General features: G+C 38.2%; 15 protein-coding genes and 1 pseudogene. 5 read left to right on the top strand and 11 right to left on the bottom strand.

Annotated features, from left to right (window positions below):
- Positions 1 to 18 precede the first annotated feature (18 nt).
- Positions 19 to 324 carry a hypothetical protein gene (locus tag P20652_RS20360; RefSeq protein ID WP_008165628.1) on the top strand — a complete coding sequence of 102 codons (306 nt, stop codon included), beginning with the start codon at positions 19 to 21 and terminating at the stop codon, positions 322 to 324.
- The gene (locus tag P20652_RS17010; protein WP_139048194.1) at positions 266 to 871 is read left to right on the top strand and encodes a hypothetical protein; all 606 of its coding nucleotides are present in this window, start codon (positions 266 to 268) and stop codon (positions 869 to 871) included. The genes P20652_RS20360 and P20652_RS17010 overlap by 59 nt, the downstream gene beginning before the upstream one ends.
- A 157-nt stretch (positions 872 to 1,028) precedes the next feature.
- On the opposite strand, the gene P20652_RS17015 is transcribed toward P20652_RS17010, so the two are convergent.
- The 6 genes from P20652_RS17015 to P20652_RS17035 form a co-directional block, all read right to left on the bottom strand.
- Positions 1,029 to 1,607: a GNAT family N-acetyltransferase gene (locus P20652_RS17015; protein WP_008165624.1), complete on the bottom strand. Its 579-nt coding sequence runs from the start codon at positions 1,605 to 1,607 to the stop codon at positions 1,029 to 1,031.
- 467 nt (positions 1,608 to 2,074) lie between these two features.
- Positions 2,075 to 2,440: a DUF6789 family protein gene (locus P20652_RS17195; protein ID WP_237707087.1), complete on the bottom strand. Its 366-nt coding sequence runs from the start codon at positions 2,438 to 2,440 to the stop codon at positions 2,075 to 2,077.
- A 276-nt stretch (positions 2,441 to 2,716) separates the two neighbouring features.
- Positions 2,717 to 3,169 (bottom strand): nuclear transport factor 2 family protein, encoded by a 453-nt coding sequence (locus tag P20652_RS17020; protein ID WP_008165621.1) that lies wholly within the window; start codon positions 3,167 to 3,169, stop codon positions 2,717 to 2,719.
- A gap of 177 nt (positions 3,170 to 3,346) precedes the next feature.
- Entirely contained in the window at positions 3,347 to 3,727 is a 381-nt protein-coding gene (locus P20652_RS17025) for an STAS/SEC14 domain-containing protein (RefSeq protein WP_008165620.1), read from the bottom strand.
- Positions 3,728 to 3,825: 98 nt separating this feature from the next.
- Positions 3,826 to 4,518, bottom strand: coding sequence for a cupin domain-containing protein (locus P20652_RS17030; RefSeq protein WP_008165619.1), 693 nt, complete (start codon positions 4,516 to 4,518; stop codon positions 3,826 to 3,828).
- Positions 4,519 to 4,567: 49 nt separating this feature from the next.
- Complete coding sequence (locus P20652_RS17035; protein WP_008165618.1) at positions 4,568 to 5,188, bottom strand: glutathione S-transferase family protein; 621 nt, start codon at positions 5,186 to 5,188, stop codon at positions 4,568 to 4,570.
- 222 nt (positions 5,189 to 5,410) lie between these two features.
- Here P20652_RS17035 and P20652_RS17040 point away from each other — a divergent pair, with 222 nt between their 5' ends.
- Positions 5,411 to 5,938, top strand: coding sequence for a TetR/AcrR family transcriptional regulator (locus tag P20652_RS17040; RefSeq protein ID WP_008165617.1), 528 nt, complete (start codon positions 5,411 to 5,413; stop codon positions 5,936 to 5,938).
- A 96-nt stretch (positions 5,939 to 6,034) separates the two neighbouring features.
- Here P20652_RS17040 and P20652_RS17045 read toward each other — a convergent pair whose 3' ends face one another.
- From P20652_RS17045 to P20652_RS17065, 5 genes are all read right to left on the bottom strand, one after another.
- Positions 6,035 to 7,501 (bottom strand): carbon starvation protein A, encoded by a 1,467-nt coding sequence (locus P20652_RS17045; RefSeq protein WP_008165616.1) that lies wholly within the window; start codon positions 7,499 to 7,501, stop codon positions 6,035 to 6,037.
- A gap of 256 nt (positions 7,502 to 7,757) precedes the next feature.
- Positions 7,758 to 8,675, bottom strand: coding sequence for a carbohydrate kinase (locus tag P20652_RS17050; RefSeq protein WP_008165615.1), 918 nt, complete (start codon positions 8,673 to 8,675; stop codon positions 7,758 to 7,760).
- A 2-nt stretch (positions 8,676 to 8,677) separates the two neighbouring features.
- Complete coding sequence (locus tag P20652_RS17055) at positions 8,678 to 10,201, bottom strand: mannitol dehydrogenase family protein (protein WP_008165612.1); 1,524 nt, start codon at positions 10,199 to 10,201, stop codon at positions 8,678 to 8,680.
- Between the two features lie 60 nt (positions 10,202 to 10,261).
- Positions 10,262 to 11,983: a cytosine permease gene (locus tag P20652_RS17060; RefSeq protein ID WP_008165611.1), complete on the bottom strand. Its 1,722-nt coding sequence runs from the start codon at positions 11,981 to 11,983 to the stop codon at positions 10,262 to 10,264.
- 210 nt (positions 11,984 to 12,193) lie between these two features.
- Positions 12,194 to 12,868: an HAD family phosphatase gene (locus P20652_RS17065; protein WP_008165609.1), complete on the bottom strand. Its 675-nt coding sequence runs from the start codon at positions 12,866 to 12,868 to the stop codon at positions 12,194 to 12,196.
- A 426-nt stretch (positions 12,869 to 13,294) separates the two neighbouring features.
- Here P20652_RS17065 and P20652_RS17070 point away from each other — a divergent pair, with 426 nt between their 5' ends.
- Positions 13,295 to 14,821: a catalase gene (locus P20652_RS17070; protein ID WP_008165607.1), complete on the top strand. Its 1,527-nt coding sequence runs from the start codon at positions 13,295 to 13,297 to the stop codon at positions 14,819 to 14,821.
- Between the two features lie 131 nt (positions 14,822 to 14,952).
- Positions 14,953 to 15,472: pseudogene (locus P20652_RS17075) on the top strand (ankyrin repeat domain-containing protein).
- Positions 15,473 to 15,496 lie beyond the last annotated feature (24 nt).

Below are 15,496 nucleotides of genomic sequence, written 5' to 3'. Positions count from 1 at the left end.
GCCAGAAAGTAAAAAACAATGGCGCAAAACCCTGTCATAACTCATGACGGTTTGGTTAGCTCTGTTGACGATAATTTTCACAGCCTTAATGCTAACAATTCAGTTTTAATGTTAAAAGAATTTATAGTACTTTCTGAGATGGGTAACTATGGCGACCAAAGTAAATTAGCTGAGGTTATTACTTCGTTTAAAAACTTACTAATAAATTTCCCTAATGAGCAAACTAACTTAATTGAACATATGAAAACCCTTAGTTTTGAATCAAATGAATTTTCATCATATAGTCTCTATTTTGCAAGAACTACCCGAAGACCAAGGCAGTGACACTTTAACTAATTTTGCACTTGAACTTAGTCAGTATGATGACAATCAATCAAGGGAACAGTTTTTATTACTGACCGCTAACCTGAATAATAATATTGAAAACCCAAGTATTCACTCCGCACTTGCTGATATTGCAATCTATACTGAAGATTCTGAGAACATGGTTTTAGATGCATTAAACTTATTAAAACCTTTTCAGTTAGATGACTATGAAAAAGAGCAAATATTAACGCGTATAAATAACTTATTAGCTAATAGTGATGGGGCAAACCATAGCTTACTCGTTAATAACGCATTAAAATTTAGCAATAATGAAGAACGAGAACAGATGGCAAACCAATTCATTGATTCTAAACATGATATTGAAACGCGACATGGCGTTTTAGAAGCGCTTCATACTGGCACTGTACCGCGTTCAAACTTGATCAAAAATCAATTAATAAATATAGCAAGTAGTCAGTCAGATCCATTAAATCAAGCAGCAAAAAACACCCTCAAAGATTTGTTTTATATTACTTATCAAGAGTATGAACAAATTAAAAATTAAATATGTAATAAATAAAATTATACTTTTTGAAAAAGCATATAAGTTGCCAATGAACCAAAGATCAACTTTGATTGCACAATATTGTTTATCGCTACAGACCTCATTAAGAGGCAGTAATTGTTGATTGAAATAATAAATAACGCACAGCTACCAGCTATTACCTTCCCTTTTGAATGACCTTTTGTTCACAGTACTCGGACTGAATTAACCCAAAGCATTTAAGATCGTGGAACTGATTTTTCCAATAACCACTTTGACGCCTTATACCCTCTTCTCTAAACCCTACTTTTAAAAGAAGTGACTCAGACGCAGAGTTTCCTAAAACAGTATCGCCTTGTATACGATTAAGTTTACCGCAAAATAATTCACCTAAAAATGCAGCTTTAACTATCCGATGAACTGCTTCAGTGGTAAGACCCACCCCCCAATACTGAGGCATTAAATCATAGCCGATAACAGCGTTTTTCATTTTCAAATTCCACGTATTAAAGCCACAAGTGCCGATAAGCTTATTGGTTTCTTTTAGGCGAATAGCCCAACGAATACCTGATTTTTCTTTATAACGAGAATTAAAAAAGGCTATTAAACTAATCGCTTGTGACCGTTCAGTGAAAGCTTCCAAATCATAATATTTAATAACTGAAATATCTGAGAACAATTCAAATACGCTATCTGAATCTTCTTTACATAACTCATCTAACCTCAAACGATTGGTCTCTAAAATTGGAAATGCCAATCTAAATCCTCCATGAAATAAAACAGGCTTGTAATAATTGGTACATTAACGTGTTTTTATTTATTTTTATTGATAAACAAACCATAGCCGAGTTCCTATTTTGGTTCAATTGTTCACTGTGTTCTACGAAGCATATAAAAGTGGTTTTTGTTTTTTAAAATTGAGTTTGAATTGGTGTTTAGCTCGCTTTAAAACCACTAAAAGGAGCTTTTCAGCTCCGCATATTTAGCAATAATTGGGATGTGTGCAACCTATTTTTAATATCAAAACAGGGATGGTTTTTAATAAATTGGGGCTATTTATGTGCAGAATTTTAAGTATGTTATTAATTGAGAGGCAACACGTGTTTGTTATAAAGCTATTGTATAAATTCAAAAATAGCTGCAACACTTAGACTTTATTTGCCTAAAAACAAACACGCTTTTATAAATTTAATCTTTACAGATAAATAAAATTGGGGAGTTAGTTTAAAGTGTGCTGCTGTGTGTACTTTTTAATTTAAAAAAAGTTAAGCCCATCGTTGCACCAAAAGCAATATGTAAAACCAAGGTTAGCACGGGTGCCATAATCCCCATTGATAAACCAAACAAACCAGCACCGCTTATTGGCATAGGACCAATCATCATTAGTAACCAAGCGCCTACACCAAAAGTAATACCTTTCATTATCTGTGACTTGCTTGGTAATAAATCATTAATAACCGAAAAAGCAACGCCCCATGCTACAGAGCCAATAACAAAGTGTAAAATCCAGCCAACCACCATATTAGTATCTGTACCCGTTTTTTCGGCAACCATGTTGGCTATCATTTGCACAGGATCTAACGATGGCATAATGCCAACATACTTTTCATCATCATTAAACCTGTTAATACCAATGTGCCAACAAATCCTGCAACAATACCTTTGATAATCCCAGATAAGTTAAACGACATAGTCATACTCCTTTAAGTTGAGTTATTTAATAATTTCATTTTACTTATGGAGTTATATCATGGGTTACATTAACACAAGGTAAATCTACTTTCTCAACAAATCATTTAAAAATAGATACGATTTTTGCTAAACAAAATCATAAAAACTAAATCCAGTAACGCCTACTTTTTACATTTACTGTTTTATGAAAATGACACCTTTAGGTATTTCATCTTGGGGTAATCGAGTAGAGTGCATTTGCGATAACAACCATTTGTCGCCCACTTTTGATACAACGGCACTTTCTAACCAATAAATATCAATACTTCTTTCGGTGTTTTTAATATTGGCTTTATTCCAGTAATTAATAAAAGCAACATCACCCGCTACACGCGAATTTATAACACTAAAATAATTAGTTCTTATAAAGTCAGAGGGCTTAACAACATTTATAAAGTCATTAATAGTCCACACTTCACCGTGTTCTAAAAGTAGAAATGAATCATCAACGGCTGCACGCATTTGCGTGTGGTCAACGTTAGAAACAGCCAAAAAAAGATCGCTCACCGGCGTGAATATGTTGTTCTCTTTTGCATGTATTGATGTAGAAAATATCAGGAATGTAATAAAGGTAAGTACTTGTTTCATTGTTTTTATAATGTGTAATTTGCTCAATAATAATGAGTGTATTTTAGTAGAGCGGTATTAACAATTGAAATAAAGCGAATGTAACTACTTAATAACGTGACCCATAGAGCAAAAAAGCACTCTTATAGTTACTATATATGACTATAAGAGTGCTTTAATTTAAGCTTTTTAATCAAGCTATTCGTCTAGCCAATCTATAGCTGCGGTAGCATTTTCAAAGTATTGAACCTCACCAGATATAAACCAGTTACCTATTTTCGCCATTCGAGCTTGCCACTCTTTATTACCGTAAATAGCTACTTTTTTAAATTCTTTAGAGTGCTTAGCACCTAATTTAAAGTCATCCCACGCTGCGCGTAATTCCCAACCTTCAAGCTCACTACCATCGATTAAGGCGTTCACAACTGGGTGCTTAACTTCACCAAGAGCTGAATTTATCATTGGGGTAATTATTTTATAGTCGTCGTGAGTAAGCGTACCAACGGCTTTAAGTTTTAAAAAAAACTCTCTTCCTGCACGTTCAAGACCAATCGATAAACCATGTGTTGTGTGTACCATTACTGCACTCCTTAAATAGGCTGAGTGGTAAAAGTACACCTTCTAAAATTAATTAGTCCTGAACTAAATCAATAAATAATCTCAAATAAACGACTCAATTACGCGTTTTGTACGCGATATATCTGGTTTTCTACATCCGTTAAATGGCTCGTTTTAAGCCATACTTTTGCACCATTATTTCCCGCTTTAACGTTAACGGAGCTATTAATAGGCACTCTTAACCAACTGTTTTTTACAAGGGTATCGGCTTGCTCATCAAACGAGCCTTCAAGTACTAGCAGCTCTGCTCCACCTTTTGCGCTTATAACCATGCAAGCGTTAGGCTTAAAGTGCAACAAGCTTACGTCTTCAAAGTCATCCTTGTATAAAGGGGTTACGGCTACATTTTTAAAACTAGGGTGCGCCGTACTTTGCATCAAGTTTGTTTGCAAACGCACGTGGGTTCTATCATCTGGCTGAAACTGCCATAACTTTACAAATATAACACAGCCATTTTCAGACCCCGGTTTATGCTTTGATTGCGGTGGATTACGGATATAAGAACCTACAGGAAAGTCACCATGCTCATCTTGAAATACCCCTTCAAGCACAACAAACTCTTCGCCGCCGGTGTGTGTATGCGGCGAAAACTCACTGCCTGGTGCGTAGCGAACAATTGTTGTTGCGCGAGCAACTTCATCACCCACTCTATCGAGCGCTCGCCTATCAACGCCCGCCATTGGCGATGCAACCCACGGGAGCGTTTCGCTATGCACAACAACTCGCTTACTAAAATCGGCAGCAATTTTCATATTTGGCTCCTAACCGTAACTCCACTTAAATTCTAAACTAATAACCTAATTAAGCCGCAACACTTGGGCGTTTTGCTACTTTTTCTTGCCATGCAACTAAATGGGTTAACTCATTCGGGATTGCTATTTGTGCAAATCCAGCAAATACCAGCCCAGCATACAATGTAATATCAGCAATACTAAACCGCTCACCAGCAACAAACGCCGATTGCGCTAGTACATCATTAAAATAGCTAAACCCTTGGCGTGCTTTTTCGCCTTGTTTTTCACCCCAACCTGCATTTTGATAAACTTCTAATTCTGGTCCTAAACCATCGGTTGCATGATGAAAATATGTTGCCACAGCGTCAAGCACCATAGATTCTGCACGCTTTTGCATCATGTTAATTACTGCACGCTCTTTTGCAGTTTGCCCCATTAAAGATGGACCTTCAAATACGCTATCAATATATTCGGTAATTGCCGTACATTCAGATATAAACGTGCCATCATCAAGTTCTAATACTGGCACACCCGCTAACGGGTTTTTAGCTAAGAAGGCTTCTGTTCTGTGCTCACCATTTAATAAATCAACAGGTACAAATTCAACATTTTCAGTAGCATTTTTTTCAGCTAAAGCAATACGAACACGAAGTGGGTTTGGAAAGTTTTCTACATCATAAATTTTCATAACAATCTCTACCTTTATTGTTTAAGAGTGAATTGACGGCAACAACCTACCTACCGATAGGTAATTTATATAGTTAAATTAAATCTAAGTCAAATTTTAATTATTCTTTTAATTGATTAATTATTAATAAGCATATAGATCAGTCGGATAATTAAAATAATAGGGCTTGTAAATAACTATCCACTGGTCGATAATTTTGCTATCACGAATAGGGTGTAAAGTATGAGTAAAAAAGAGGCTTTATTAAAAGCCGCAGAAAACAAAGTGCGCCTGGGTGGCTATAGTAACTTTAGCTTTAGAGAGCTTGCTAACGAAGTAGGCATTAAAAGCGCCAGTGTGCACTACCACTTTCCGACTAAGGCCGATTTAGGTGCAGAGCTTGCTCATCAATATACTAATTCGTTTTTAACCGCATTAGGTGAACCAAACGCACTTAAAGCAAGCGGTAAAAATCCGATCAACGTATATACTCAGCTTTTTAGAAGTGCATTAGTAACAGACCGAAAAATGTGTTTATGTGGTCTGTTAGGTGCCGAAAGCGATAGCTTACCAGAAAAAGTACGCCTTGAAGTAAAACGCTTTTTTAACGAAAACCTAGCATGGTTGACTGCTGCGCACTCTGCAAATGGCGATTTAAACCCAACTCAATCAGCTATTCAAACTGTTAGCCTACTAGAGGGTGCAATGATGATAAGTAAAACACTAGACGATAACAGTTACTTTGAACTTGCAACAAAACTTACTGAATAACGCTTAATTTTAACGCACAAAAAAGCGAGCTATTCATTATGAACAGCTCGCTTTTTAATGCTTAAAATAGCGTAACAAGTTACGCTATTTTAATTATTACATTGCCGGTTTAACTTTATGCTTAGCATGGACAATAGCTAAAACAATTAAGCCAATTACTACTACTACAGCGCCAATAGGTTTACCTAAATCGCTTGATAAGTTAAGACCAATTGCTGCAGTGCCTATATAAGACACCGTTACCGCTGTAGCTATAACAGCAGGAACACTCGCAATCCAGTGGAATGTTCCACGGTCAAATAAGTACTTAGTGGCAAGCCATAGTACGCTTGTAGAAAGTAACATGTTTGAAAATGCAAAGTAGCGCCAAATTACCGAAAAATCTAACTTAGTCATAAAATACGCAATTGTTAATATAGGAACCGCAAGTAGTAAACGATTACGTAAACTTTGTGGAATATTAAACGCATCAACAACTGTTAAACGTAGCGAACGAAACGCTGTATCACCAGAGGTGATTGGGAAAACGGCTACTGCAATAACCGCCATAATACCGCCAAATACACCTAAGTAACTGTTAGCTACATGGTTAACTACTAAACCTGGACCACCTTGGTCAAGTAGTGCTTTTAAGCCTGCATAACCTTCTGGGAACGCTGCAATACCAGCAAGTGCCCATACACAACCTACAATACCTTCACACATCATAGCGCCGTAATAAACTGGACGTACGTATTTTTCGTTAGTTAAACAACGCGCAATAATAGGCGCTTGAGTAGAGTGAAAACCACTAATAGCACCACAGGTAATTGTTATAAATAGCAATGGCCATGTTGGTAATCCATCTGGGTTTGGCTCTAAAAAGTCATGTGCATGGTCGGCTTCAAAATAAGCCAAAAAGTCACTTGGTACCGGTAAGTGCGGCGCATTAATAAGTAATGAAATAGCAATTGCTACTGTCATTACAATCATTAGCGCACCAAAAATTGGGTAAAATCTCGTAATGATTTTATCTATTGGTAATAACGTAGCTAAAAAGTAATACGCTAAAATAGCAAGTACCCAAAAAGTATTATTATCAAAAAACGTATCTTTAAATATATCCAGGTTACTTAACAAACCTGCTGGGCTCATAATAAATACAACGCCTACAAAAAACAGCAGCATGGCAGTAAATACAAGCATAAAGCCTTTAAATACGACGTTGTAATAATGGCCTGCGATTTCTGGTAGGCTCTTACCGTCTTCTTTTATACTCATTACACCTGAGAAAAAGTCGTGTACAGCGCCACCTAAAACGTTACCAAGAACAATCCAAACTAACGCAACAGGACCATATAAAGCCCCCAAAATTGGACCAAATATTGGGCCAACACCCGCAATATTTAAAAACTGAATTAAAAAAGCACGTACGGGATGAATGGCTACGTAATCAACACCTTCGCTAAAGCGTTTTTGTGGTGTGTCAGCAGTTGAATCCAAACCGGCTTGTTTTTCAACAAATGGGCTGTAAAACTTATAGCCCAGTATTAAAATAGTGAGGCAGATAAAAAAGATGATCATAAAGCACGTTTCTCTTTTTGTATGTGTGTTATGGAGCGTATGTGTGTCGCCCCGCTTGTTCAATCCGTGAATAATCGGCGAATAATAACAAAGCGCTGTAGCCCTAACAATAAGACGTTTAGCTAATACTATAGTCTATATAAGTCACTATTTACGCAACCTGTGCACTTAACACTCACTTATCGCCTATGTCTTATTTTAGGCACAAAAAAGCGGTTAAACTTTTACGTATAACCGCTTTCACACACAATGTTTTTTAAAGTGGGTTCATAAACTCACTAATTTGTTGATGCGTTAAAGTAGGTGTTGCACCAGAACTTTCAGCGACCATAGCACCAACTGCACACGCAAAATCAACAGCAAACTGTGCATCATCGCAACTGCATAATTGATAAATCAGCGACCCTAAAAAAGAATCCCCAGCGCCTACAGTATCAACCACGCTAATTAAGTAACCCGAATTATAGTAGTTAACGCCTTTAATTGTTAACAATGCTCCGTGGCTACCTTTAGTGACACATAAGTAATCGGTATTTGTTTGCTGTGCTATAAACGCTAAGTTTTGTTCAAGCGAATGGTATTTACAACCCATGGCTTTTGCTATTTCGTATAGTTCTTCGTCGTTTAATTTAATAAAGTCTGCTTTATTCATTAAATCTACAAGTGTTTCTAGCGTGTAATGCGGTGCACGTAGGTTTACGTCAAATACTTTAAAGTTTGCTACATCAACTAGTTGATTTAATGTTGCCAAAGACGCTTCGCTTCGCCCAATTAGGCTGCCAAATACAAATACATCGCTACTTTTAACTTTACTAAGTAACTTATCTGTAAGCGCTATATTATCCCACGCAGTGTCTGCGACTATTTCATAACTTGCAGAACCTCCACTGTCGAGTGTTACCTCAACCGTGCTGGTTTTTTTATCGCTATTAATAGCAATGTATTCGCAGCTTACGCCTTTACCAGTAATTTCGCCTAGTAGCTCAGCGCCTAACTGGTCATTACCAACAGCGCTGATCATGTCGGCTTTAATGCCTAGTGAGTTAATACGTACACACATATTAAGTGGCGCGCCACCTAAGCGTTTACCTGAATCAAAACAATCCCACAACACTTCGCCAAAGCAGCTAACACTTACGTTCTCGCCTGATTTATGATTAATTAAAATACTCATAATTAGTTACTCTTTTGATCAAGTACAGCCTGCATAATGGCTTTAATTTTACTATTTGGTGCATACAACGCAGCAATCGACTTTTTATATTCAGCAGTAAACGTTTCGTTATGCTCAAGCTTACCAAACAAGCTCGTTAACTTTAAAAATGCAATTGGGCTAGTTTGAGTCTCTTGCGCGTAAGAATTAAGCTCTTTGTGCATCGCATCTTGAATTTCAAGCTTTTCGCCGTTTTCACTTAAACCTTTATCGCTGTATAAACACCAAGTAGCAATAACAAGCGTTGCCAGTGATACATCTCGACCTTGTACTAGGTTTTCGTTAATTGTGGCAATTAAAAACTTAGGCAGTTTAGCTGAGCTTTCACTACAGATACGCGCTAGGCTGTCTTTAATATTAGGATTAGCAAAACGCTCTATTAATGTATCTTTGTAGCTTTCAAGGTCAATGCCTTCAAGTGGTTCAAGATTTGGCGTTACTTCTTTATCCATAAAAGCACGCAGGTATGTGGCAAATAATTCATCAGATACCGTTTCGTCAATAGTGCCATAGCCATGGATTGAACCTAATAAACCAAGTACAGAATGCCCTGCATTAAGTAAGCGTATTTTCATGGTTTCATAAGGCGTTACATCAGTAACAAACTGTGCACCAACAACATCCCAATTTGGGCGAGAGTCACTAAATGTGTCCTCTATTACCCATTGTGTAAATGACTCACAGGTAATTGGCCACTCGTCGCTAACACCATATGCGTCAACCACGTAATCAATATCACTCTTTTTAGATACCGGTGTAATACGGTCAACCATCGCATTTGGAAACGATACGTTTTGCTCAATCCACTCACTTAGGTTTTTGTCTTGCTCTGTAGCAAAGGCTAAAAGCATTTTGCGTGTTACGTTACCGTTGTGCTGAATGTTATCGCACGACTGCACTGTAAACGCGCCTAGGCCTTGCTCTTTTCGCAGTTTTAACGCAGCAGTAATGTAACCAAACGCTGTAATTGGGTCGTTCGGGTTATTAATGTCGTTAATAATATCTCGATTGCTGTAATCAAACTCGCCCGTTGCAGGGTTAAAGTTGTAGCCGCCTTCGGTAATAGTAAGCGACACAATTTTAGTATCGCTGTGCGCTAACTTATTAATTACCGCTTGCTTGTCCTCTGGAGCAAACAAAAAGTCGATCATTGAGCCAATTACTTTGTTATCTATTTTACCGTCAGGGTGTCTAACAGTAAGCGTGTAAAGGTAATCTTGCTGCTTTAAAATATCACGCAGACCACGGTTACCCTCTAAAAGGCCAACACCACATATGCCCCATTGCTCAGAGCCTGGGGTTTTTAAAAGCTCGTTAACATATACCGCTTGATGAGCACGATGAAAACCGCCCACGCCAATATGAACAATACCGGCTTTAACTGCGCTACGGTCGTAGGTTGGTGTATCAACATGGCTTGGTAATTGAGCCAAGCTTTGTTGGTTTAGCCCTGTAACAAGAGCGTCAGTGTGTTGATGTTGTGTCATTGTGCGACCTTACTAAACAAGAATAAAATATAAATTACGATACTGTATTACGATACTGTATTACGATGCTGTATTGAGTACTTTATGGCGTTTTAACGACCAGTACGCAGTAACAAAATAAATAACAGTACAAATAAAACAAGCTATTTCGAATTGCGATTTATTAGCGCTGTACATACTCATAGTTTCACTGAAAAACATTACTTGGCTGGCAAATATAAAAATAATAACCAATGAAACAGTAGAAACCGCATTAAGTACTTTTGTAAATACAGAGCTGTCAATTACTGGCTTTGGAATGTCTTTAGCTTGTGCTGCTTGATATTCTTTAATATCACGTTGCTCTTGCTCTTGGGCTGCAATCTCTTGTGTGTAATCTTCACCGGCGCCGTATTTTTTAGCTAAAAGCGTGTAAATAACAATGGTGAAAATCCATGTAGGAATAAACAAGTAGTAAAACGACATTACATCAATTGCGTTTAAGCCAAAGCCAAACACAAGTGCTAACGCCCAAGACGCTATAGCCGGTACGCTACGGGTAATATTTTTATATTTAGCCCAGTAACGTGTTAAACCAATTTTAGGAAATAACACATGCTCAGCAAACACAATGCCGCCTACTGGCACAACTAATAAGCCTGCGTAAGTAAGTAGCGGAAGCATTTGTGAAAATACAAACGGGAAACACGCAATAATTACGGTTACAACACCCACAATAGCGGTTGTACGTTCACGTGATTGATTAACAAATATCGATTGCGCTGCAAGGCCTGCACGGTAAAGGTTCGCGTTAGCTGTAGTCCAACCGGCAATAATTACAATAACAAATCCAGTCCAACCTAATGCGTGGTATGCAACATCGCCCGGATCAAGTGATGAAATAGTTGTTTTAAGTAATACCGCAACACCTGCGCCCATAATACCGGCAGAGATCCACGCTAAGTAATGACCAAAAAACATACCCACACCAGAGAGCAAACCATATCTTTTACGTTTAGCAAATCTAAAAATAGCCATATCAATCAAGCCAAAGTGAGTGATTGAGTTAGCAGCCCATGCAAAGCCAATCACTTCTAATAGGCCAATGCCCTTTTCACCATCGGCATTAGTGCCCGTCCATATGGAGGAGTCGCCTATGGTCATAAAGTCACTAAAGCTACTTAAAGAGGTAGAACCTAATACATGATTTGAAAGCTCAGGGAACAACGCGAACGAACCTGCAATAAATATAACAAATAGCCACGGCGCACACAGTTTCGAAAAGTCAGCAACCGTAGAAAAGCCATACATCGCAACAAACACAACAATAGAGCCAACCGCTAATACAATGGCTACAAACCAAAAGCTATTGGGGTACCAATCAAGTTGCGCAGGTATATCAAACAAAAACCGCACGGCGGTGGAGGATACCGTGATCATGGCGGCCGATATCACACTAAAAATAACCACGTTAGCCCAGTTATAGAGCTTGGTCATTGAGTTACCAGCAATTTTGTTTAAGTAGTTGTATAAACTTAAGCGGGTTTCTACTGCAATGGGTGCAGTAATCAGCCACCAAGAACACATTGCTAACAGGTTACCTATTAATAAACCCAGTAGAATGTCGATGGTTGAAGCGCCTAATGCAACAAACGTTGCACCAATAACAAATTCAGTAGCCGCAACATGTTCGCCAGCGTATAGCCCTGCAAAATGTTTCCAGCCGTGAAGCTTATTATTAGCAACAGGAAGTTGCTCTTCGTTTACATCTTTAAATGTTTGTGTGTGTGGACTCGTTGCCATGGTATTTCCTATTGTTAACAGCAAAAGATTTAATACCTAAATACTTTGCCTTTTATAATTTGGCTTATAAACGCATGATGTTTTGCCATGTTTTGTTTTATTTTTAGTAAAGCAAAACCATCTACATTTATATTTTGCGTTTGCTTGCCTGTCAGTGAGTAAGGCGAGCAAATCGCGTTTAAAACTTTGTGTATTTAAAAAGCTGCGTGTTTACTGCTTTTTAAGTGCAGGGTATGCACTAAAAAAATCTTGCCAATGCGTTAAATGATCAACATTTGGGTAAGCACTGTGCACATGATTAACAGAGCCTTGCATATGTTGCCCACCACTGTAATGCAGCACTTGCATGTTGGCGTCAATTCCTGCATTTACGCCTGCTTTACTGTCTTCAATTACTAAGCAATGCTCTGGCTTTACACCCATTTGTTTAGCTGCATGTAAAAATAAATCGGGTGCTGGTTTGCCACGCTTAACTTCGCTGCTGGTAAAAACCGTATCGCTAAAGTACTTACTTAAACCCACTACGCTCAACGCTTTTGCGGTGCGTGCTGGGCTGCTGCTAGTAGCTATACAAATAGGCACAGTTAAATTGTTAAGTAAGTCTTTTATACCGTCAGTCGTGGTTAGTCCGGTTTCAAATTCGTCTAACAGTGCCTCGCGGTAGTCACCTTCAAAGCTCTCGGCAAGGGTGACATTAAATGCATCCGCTATTTTTTGGCTTACTGTTTTAAAGTTGCAGCCTAAAAAGTGTTGCTGTACGTAAGCACGGTCAATATCAACGCCTTTTTCAACAAGCATATTAATGAGTACTTGTGCGCTTAAAATTTCGCTATCAATAACAACGCCATCACAATCAAATATCACTAGCTCAATATTAGTATTCATCTTGTCACCTTATTAAAACTGTTTGGTTTAGCTAATTTAAGTATAACGAGTTAAGCGCGATCAATAGTGTGCAACTTTTTAGTGCAACCCAGCAGTGAGCATAAGCCCACCGATTGAGCATATTCCCTTTATTGCATGAATATGTCAACACACTGTAAGTATAAAACGCACTACAATGGTGAAAATACACTCAAATAAAACTAAAAGCCCTTGTATTTAAACTAATTTTTTTAAATACATTACGACCAAGGTCGTAGTAAAAAATTCCGTTAACGTAAAAAGTGTATCTGATAATTTATTTCATCTATTTTACAAATCACATCAATCTAATTAATCAGTTTTACCGAAGTTAATAAAATCAATACTATCGTTAACAGATTAACAGCCTGCACCACTGCCGGCACTTTTAAATAGATGAGGTCGACAATGAATACTCAAAAAAACAAAACAAAATTAACACTAACTGCACTGGCACTTGCAATGGCATTACCGGCAAGCGCAGCAACAACTCTTACTAAAGATAACGGCGCAGCTGTTGGCGACAACCAAAATTCAATTACTGCTGGCGAACGTGGCAGTGTATTACTAGAAGACGTGCACCTAATTCAAAAATTACAACGCTTTGCGCGTGAGCGTATTCCTGAGCGTGTTGTGCATGCCCGTGGTACTGGCGCACACGGTGTGTTTGTAGCATCAAAAGAGCTAGACGATTTAACAATTGCAGCACCGTTTACACAAGCAGGTAAAGAAACAGACGTATTTGTTCGCTTTTCCTCAGTAATTCACTCAAAAGGCAGCCCAGAAACACTGCGTGACCCACGTGGTTTTGCTACTAAGTTTTACACAGACCAAGGCAACTGGGATTTAGTAGGTAATAACTTACCGGTGTTCTTTATTCGTGATGCGATTAAATTTCCAGACATGGTCCACTCTTTAAAACCATCTCCGGTTGATAACATTCAAGATCCTAACCGCGTATTTGATTTTTTCTCGCACGAACCAGGTTCTACACAAATGCTAACGTGGGTTTACAGCGACTACGGTACACCAGCAAGCCTTCGTAAAATGGACGGTTGGGGTGTACATGCATACAAAATGATTAATAAATCGGGTGATGTTAAATACGTTAAGTTTCATTGGGTAAGTCAACAAGGTATTGATAACCTTGACGCAAAAGAAGTGGCAAAAGTGCAAAGCCAAAACTTTCAGCATTTAACACAAGATTTATACACTGAAATAAACAGAGGCAATTTCCCAAAATGGGATCTATACATTAAAACGCTTGATCCATCGCAGCTTGATGACTTTGATTACAACCCATTAGATGCAACAAAAATGTGGTTAGACATTAAAGAAACTAAAGTAGGAACAATGACCTTAAACCGTATGCCAACTAATTTCTTCCAATCTACAGAACAAGTAGCAATGGCACCGGCAAACATTATTCCAGGTATTGAGCCATCAGAAGACCGTTTATTACAAGGTCGTATGTTTTCTTACGCTGATACACAAATGTACCGCCTAGGTGCTAACCACCAGCAATTGCCAATTAACCGTGCAAAAGTTGAAGTGGTTAACTACAACCAAGACGGCGCAATGAACATTGGTAACACAACAAGCAATGTGAACTACCAGCCAAGCCAAGAAAACGTAGCTGAAAACCCAGTTGCACGCAGAAGTAACACAGAGCTAAAAGGCTTTGTACAACAAGCCGCGATTAAAAAGCAGCAAAACTTCGCGCAAGCAGGTGTTATATACCGTGGTTTTAGCAAACAAGAACGTACAAACCTAATTAATAACCTAGCAGGCGATTTAGGCAAAGTGCAAAACAGCAGTGTTAAACACAAAATGCTTAGCCACTTTTACAAAGCAGACAGTGAGTACGGAACGCGCTTAACAAAAGCTGTAAACGGCGATATTAAAATGGTTAAACAACTAGCCGCTAACTTGTAAGTAGCTAGTTGTAATTAACTAACTATAAGTAATCAGTTGTAAAAATTAGTCCCAACTAAGCAAGCAGCTATAAGCAACCACAATTATGAGGAAGGAATAAACCCCTTCCTCTTTTATAAGAGACAATTGTTATGCGTAATTTATTAATTATAGTCGCTCTACTACTGAGCTTTACCAGTAGCGTTTACGCTCAAAATACCCCAAGTACACAAACACCCAGTACGCAAGTTGAAACCCAACATTCTGCAAAAACTCAATACGATAGCTTATTTGCTTATTACTTTGCCGCAGCACGCACAAACGACACCGCTGTAATAGAGCAATTTGTAGATGCCGGTATTCCTATCGACAGCTACAACAACAAAGGCTACACCGCGTTAATGATTGCCACTTATCACGGTAATAAAAACACGGTAAACACGCTTTTACACTTAGGTGCTAATGCCTGCATGGAAGACAACCGAGGCAACACTGCACTTATGGCTGCTATATTCAGAGGTGAATTTAGTATCGCTAAAACACTTGTATCACTTGATTGCGATAACGCGCATCAAAACAAAGCCGGTCAAACAGCCGAGCAATTTGCACAAACATTTTGGTCAACAAAAAGTGCTCGACTTGTTAGCACAGGTAAATAATAAAAAGGAATAACCAGACTTTAATCGAATCAAAAAT

It is taken from the genome of Pseudoalteromonas sp. BSi20652 (genome assembly GCF_000239855.1).
GTDB lineage: Bacteria > Pseudomonadota > Gammaproteobacteria > Enterobacterales > Alteromonadaceae > Pseudoalteromonas.
This window is presented reverse-complemented; position numbering and strand designations above follow the sequence as displayed.

What these genes read in the sequence shown, in the direction of transcription:
- P20652_RS17195 (WP_237707087.1), bottom strand. Translation starts at nt 2,440, where the DNA reads ATGCCATCGTTAGATCCTGTGCAAATGATAGCCAACATGGTTGCCGAA.
- P20652_RS17020 (WP_008165621.1), bottom strand. Translation starts at nt 3,169, where the DNA reads ATGAAACAAGTACTTACCTTTATTACATTCCTGATATTTTCTACATCA.
- P20652_RS17035 (WP_008165618.1), bottom strand. Translation starts at nt 5,188, where the DNA reads ATGAAAATTTATGATGTAGAAAACTTTCCAAACCCACTTCGTGTTCGT.
- P20652_RS20360 (WP_008165628.1), top strand. Translation starts at nt 19, where the DNA reads ATGGCGCAAAACCCTGTCATAACTCATGACGGTTTGGTTAGCTCTGTT.
- P20652_RS17070 (WP_008165607.1), top strand. Translation starts at nt 13,295, where the DNA reads ATGAATACTCAAAAAAACAAAACAAAATTAACACTAACTGCACTGGCA.
- P20652_RS17050 (WP_008165615.1), bottom strand. Translation starts at nt 8,675, where the DNA reads ATGAGTATTTTAATTAATCATAAATCAGGCGAGAACGTAAGTGTTAGC.
- P20652_RS17045 (WP_008165616.1), bottom strand. Translation starts at nt 7,501, where the DNA reads ATGATCATCTTTTTTATCTGCCTCACTATTTTAATACTGGGCTATAAG.
- P20652_RS17030 (WP_008165619.1), bottom strand. Translation starts at nt 4,518, where the DNA reads ATGAAAATTGCTGCCGATTTTAGTAAGCGAGTTGTTGTGCATAGCGAA.
- P20652_RS17010 (WP_139048194.1), top strand. Translation starts at nt 266, where the DNA reads ATGAATTTTCATCATATAGTCTCTATTTTGCAAGAACTACCCGAAGAC.
- P20652_RS17065 (WP_008165609.1), bottom strand. Translation starts at nt 12,868, where the DNA reads ATGAATACTAATATTGAGCTAGTGATATTTGATTGTGATGGCGTTGTT.
- P20652_RS17060 (WP_008165611.1), bottom strand. Translation starts at nt 11,983, where the DNA reads ATGGCAACGAGTCCACACACACAAACATTTAAAGATGTAAACGAAGAG.
- P20652_RS17025 (WP_008165620.1), bottom strand. Translation starts at nt 3,727, where the DNA reads ATGGTACACACAACACATGGTTTATCGATTGGTCTTGAACGTGCAGGA.
- P20652_RS17055 (WP_008165612.1), bottom strand. Translation starts at nt 10,201, where the DNA reads ATGACACAACATCAACACACTGACGCTCTTGTTACAGGGCTAAACCAA.
- P20652_RS17040 (WP_008165617.1), top strand. Translation starts at nt 5,411, where the DNA reads ATGAGTAAAAAAGAGGCTTTATTAAAAGCCGCAGAAAACAAAGTGCGC.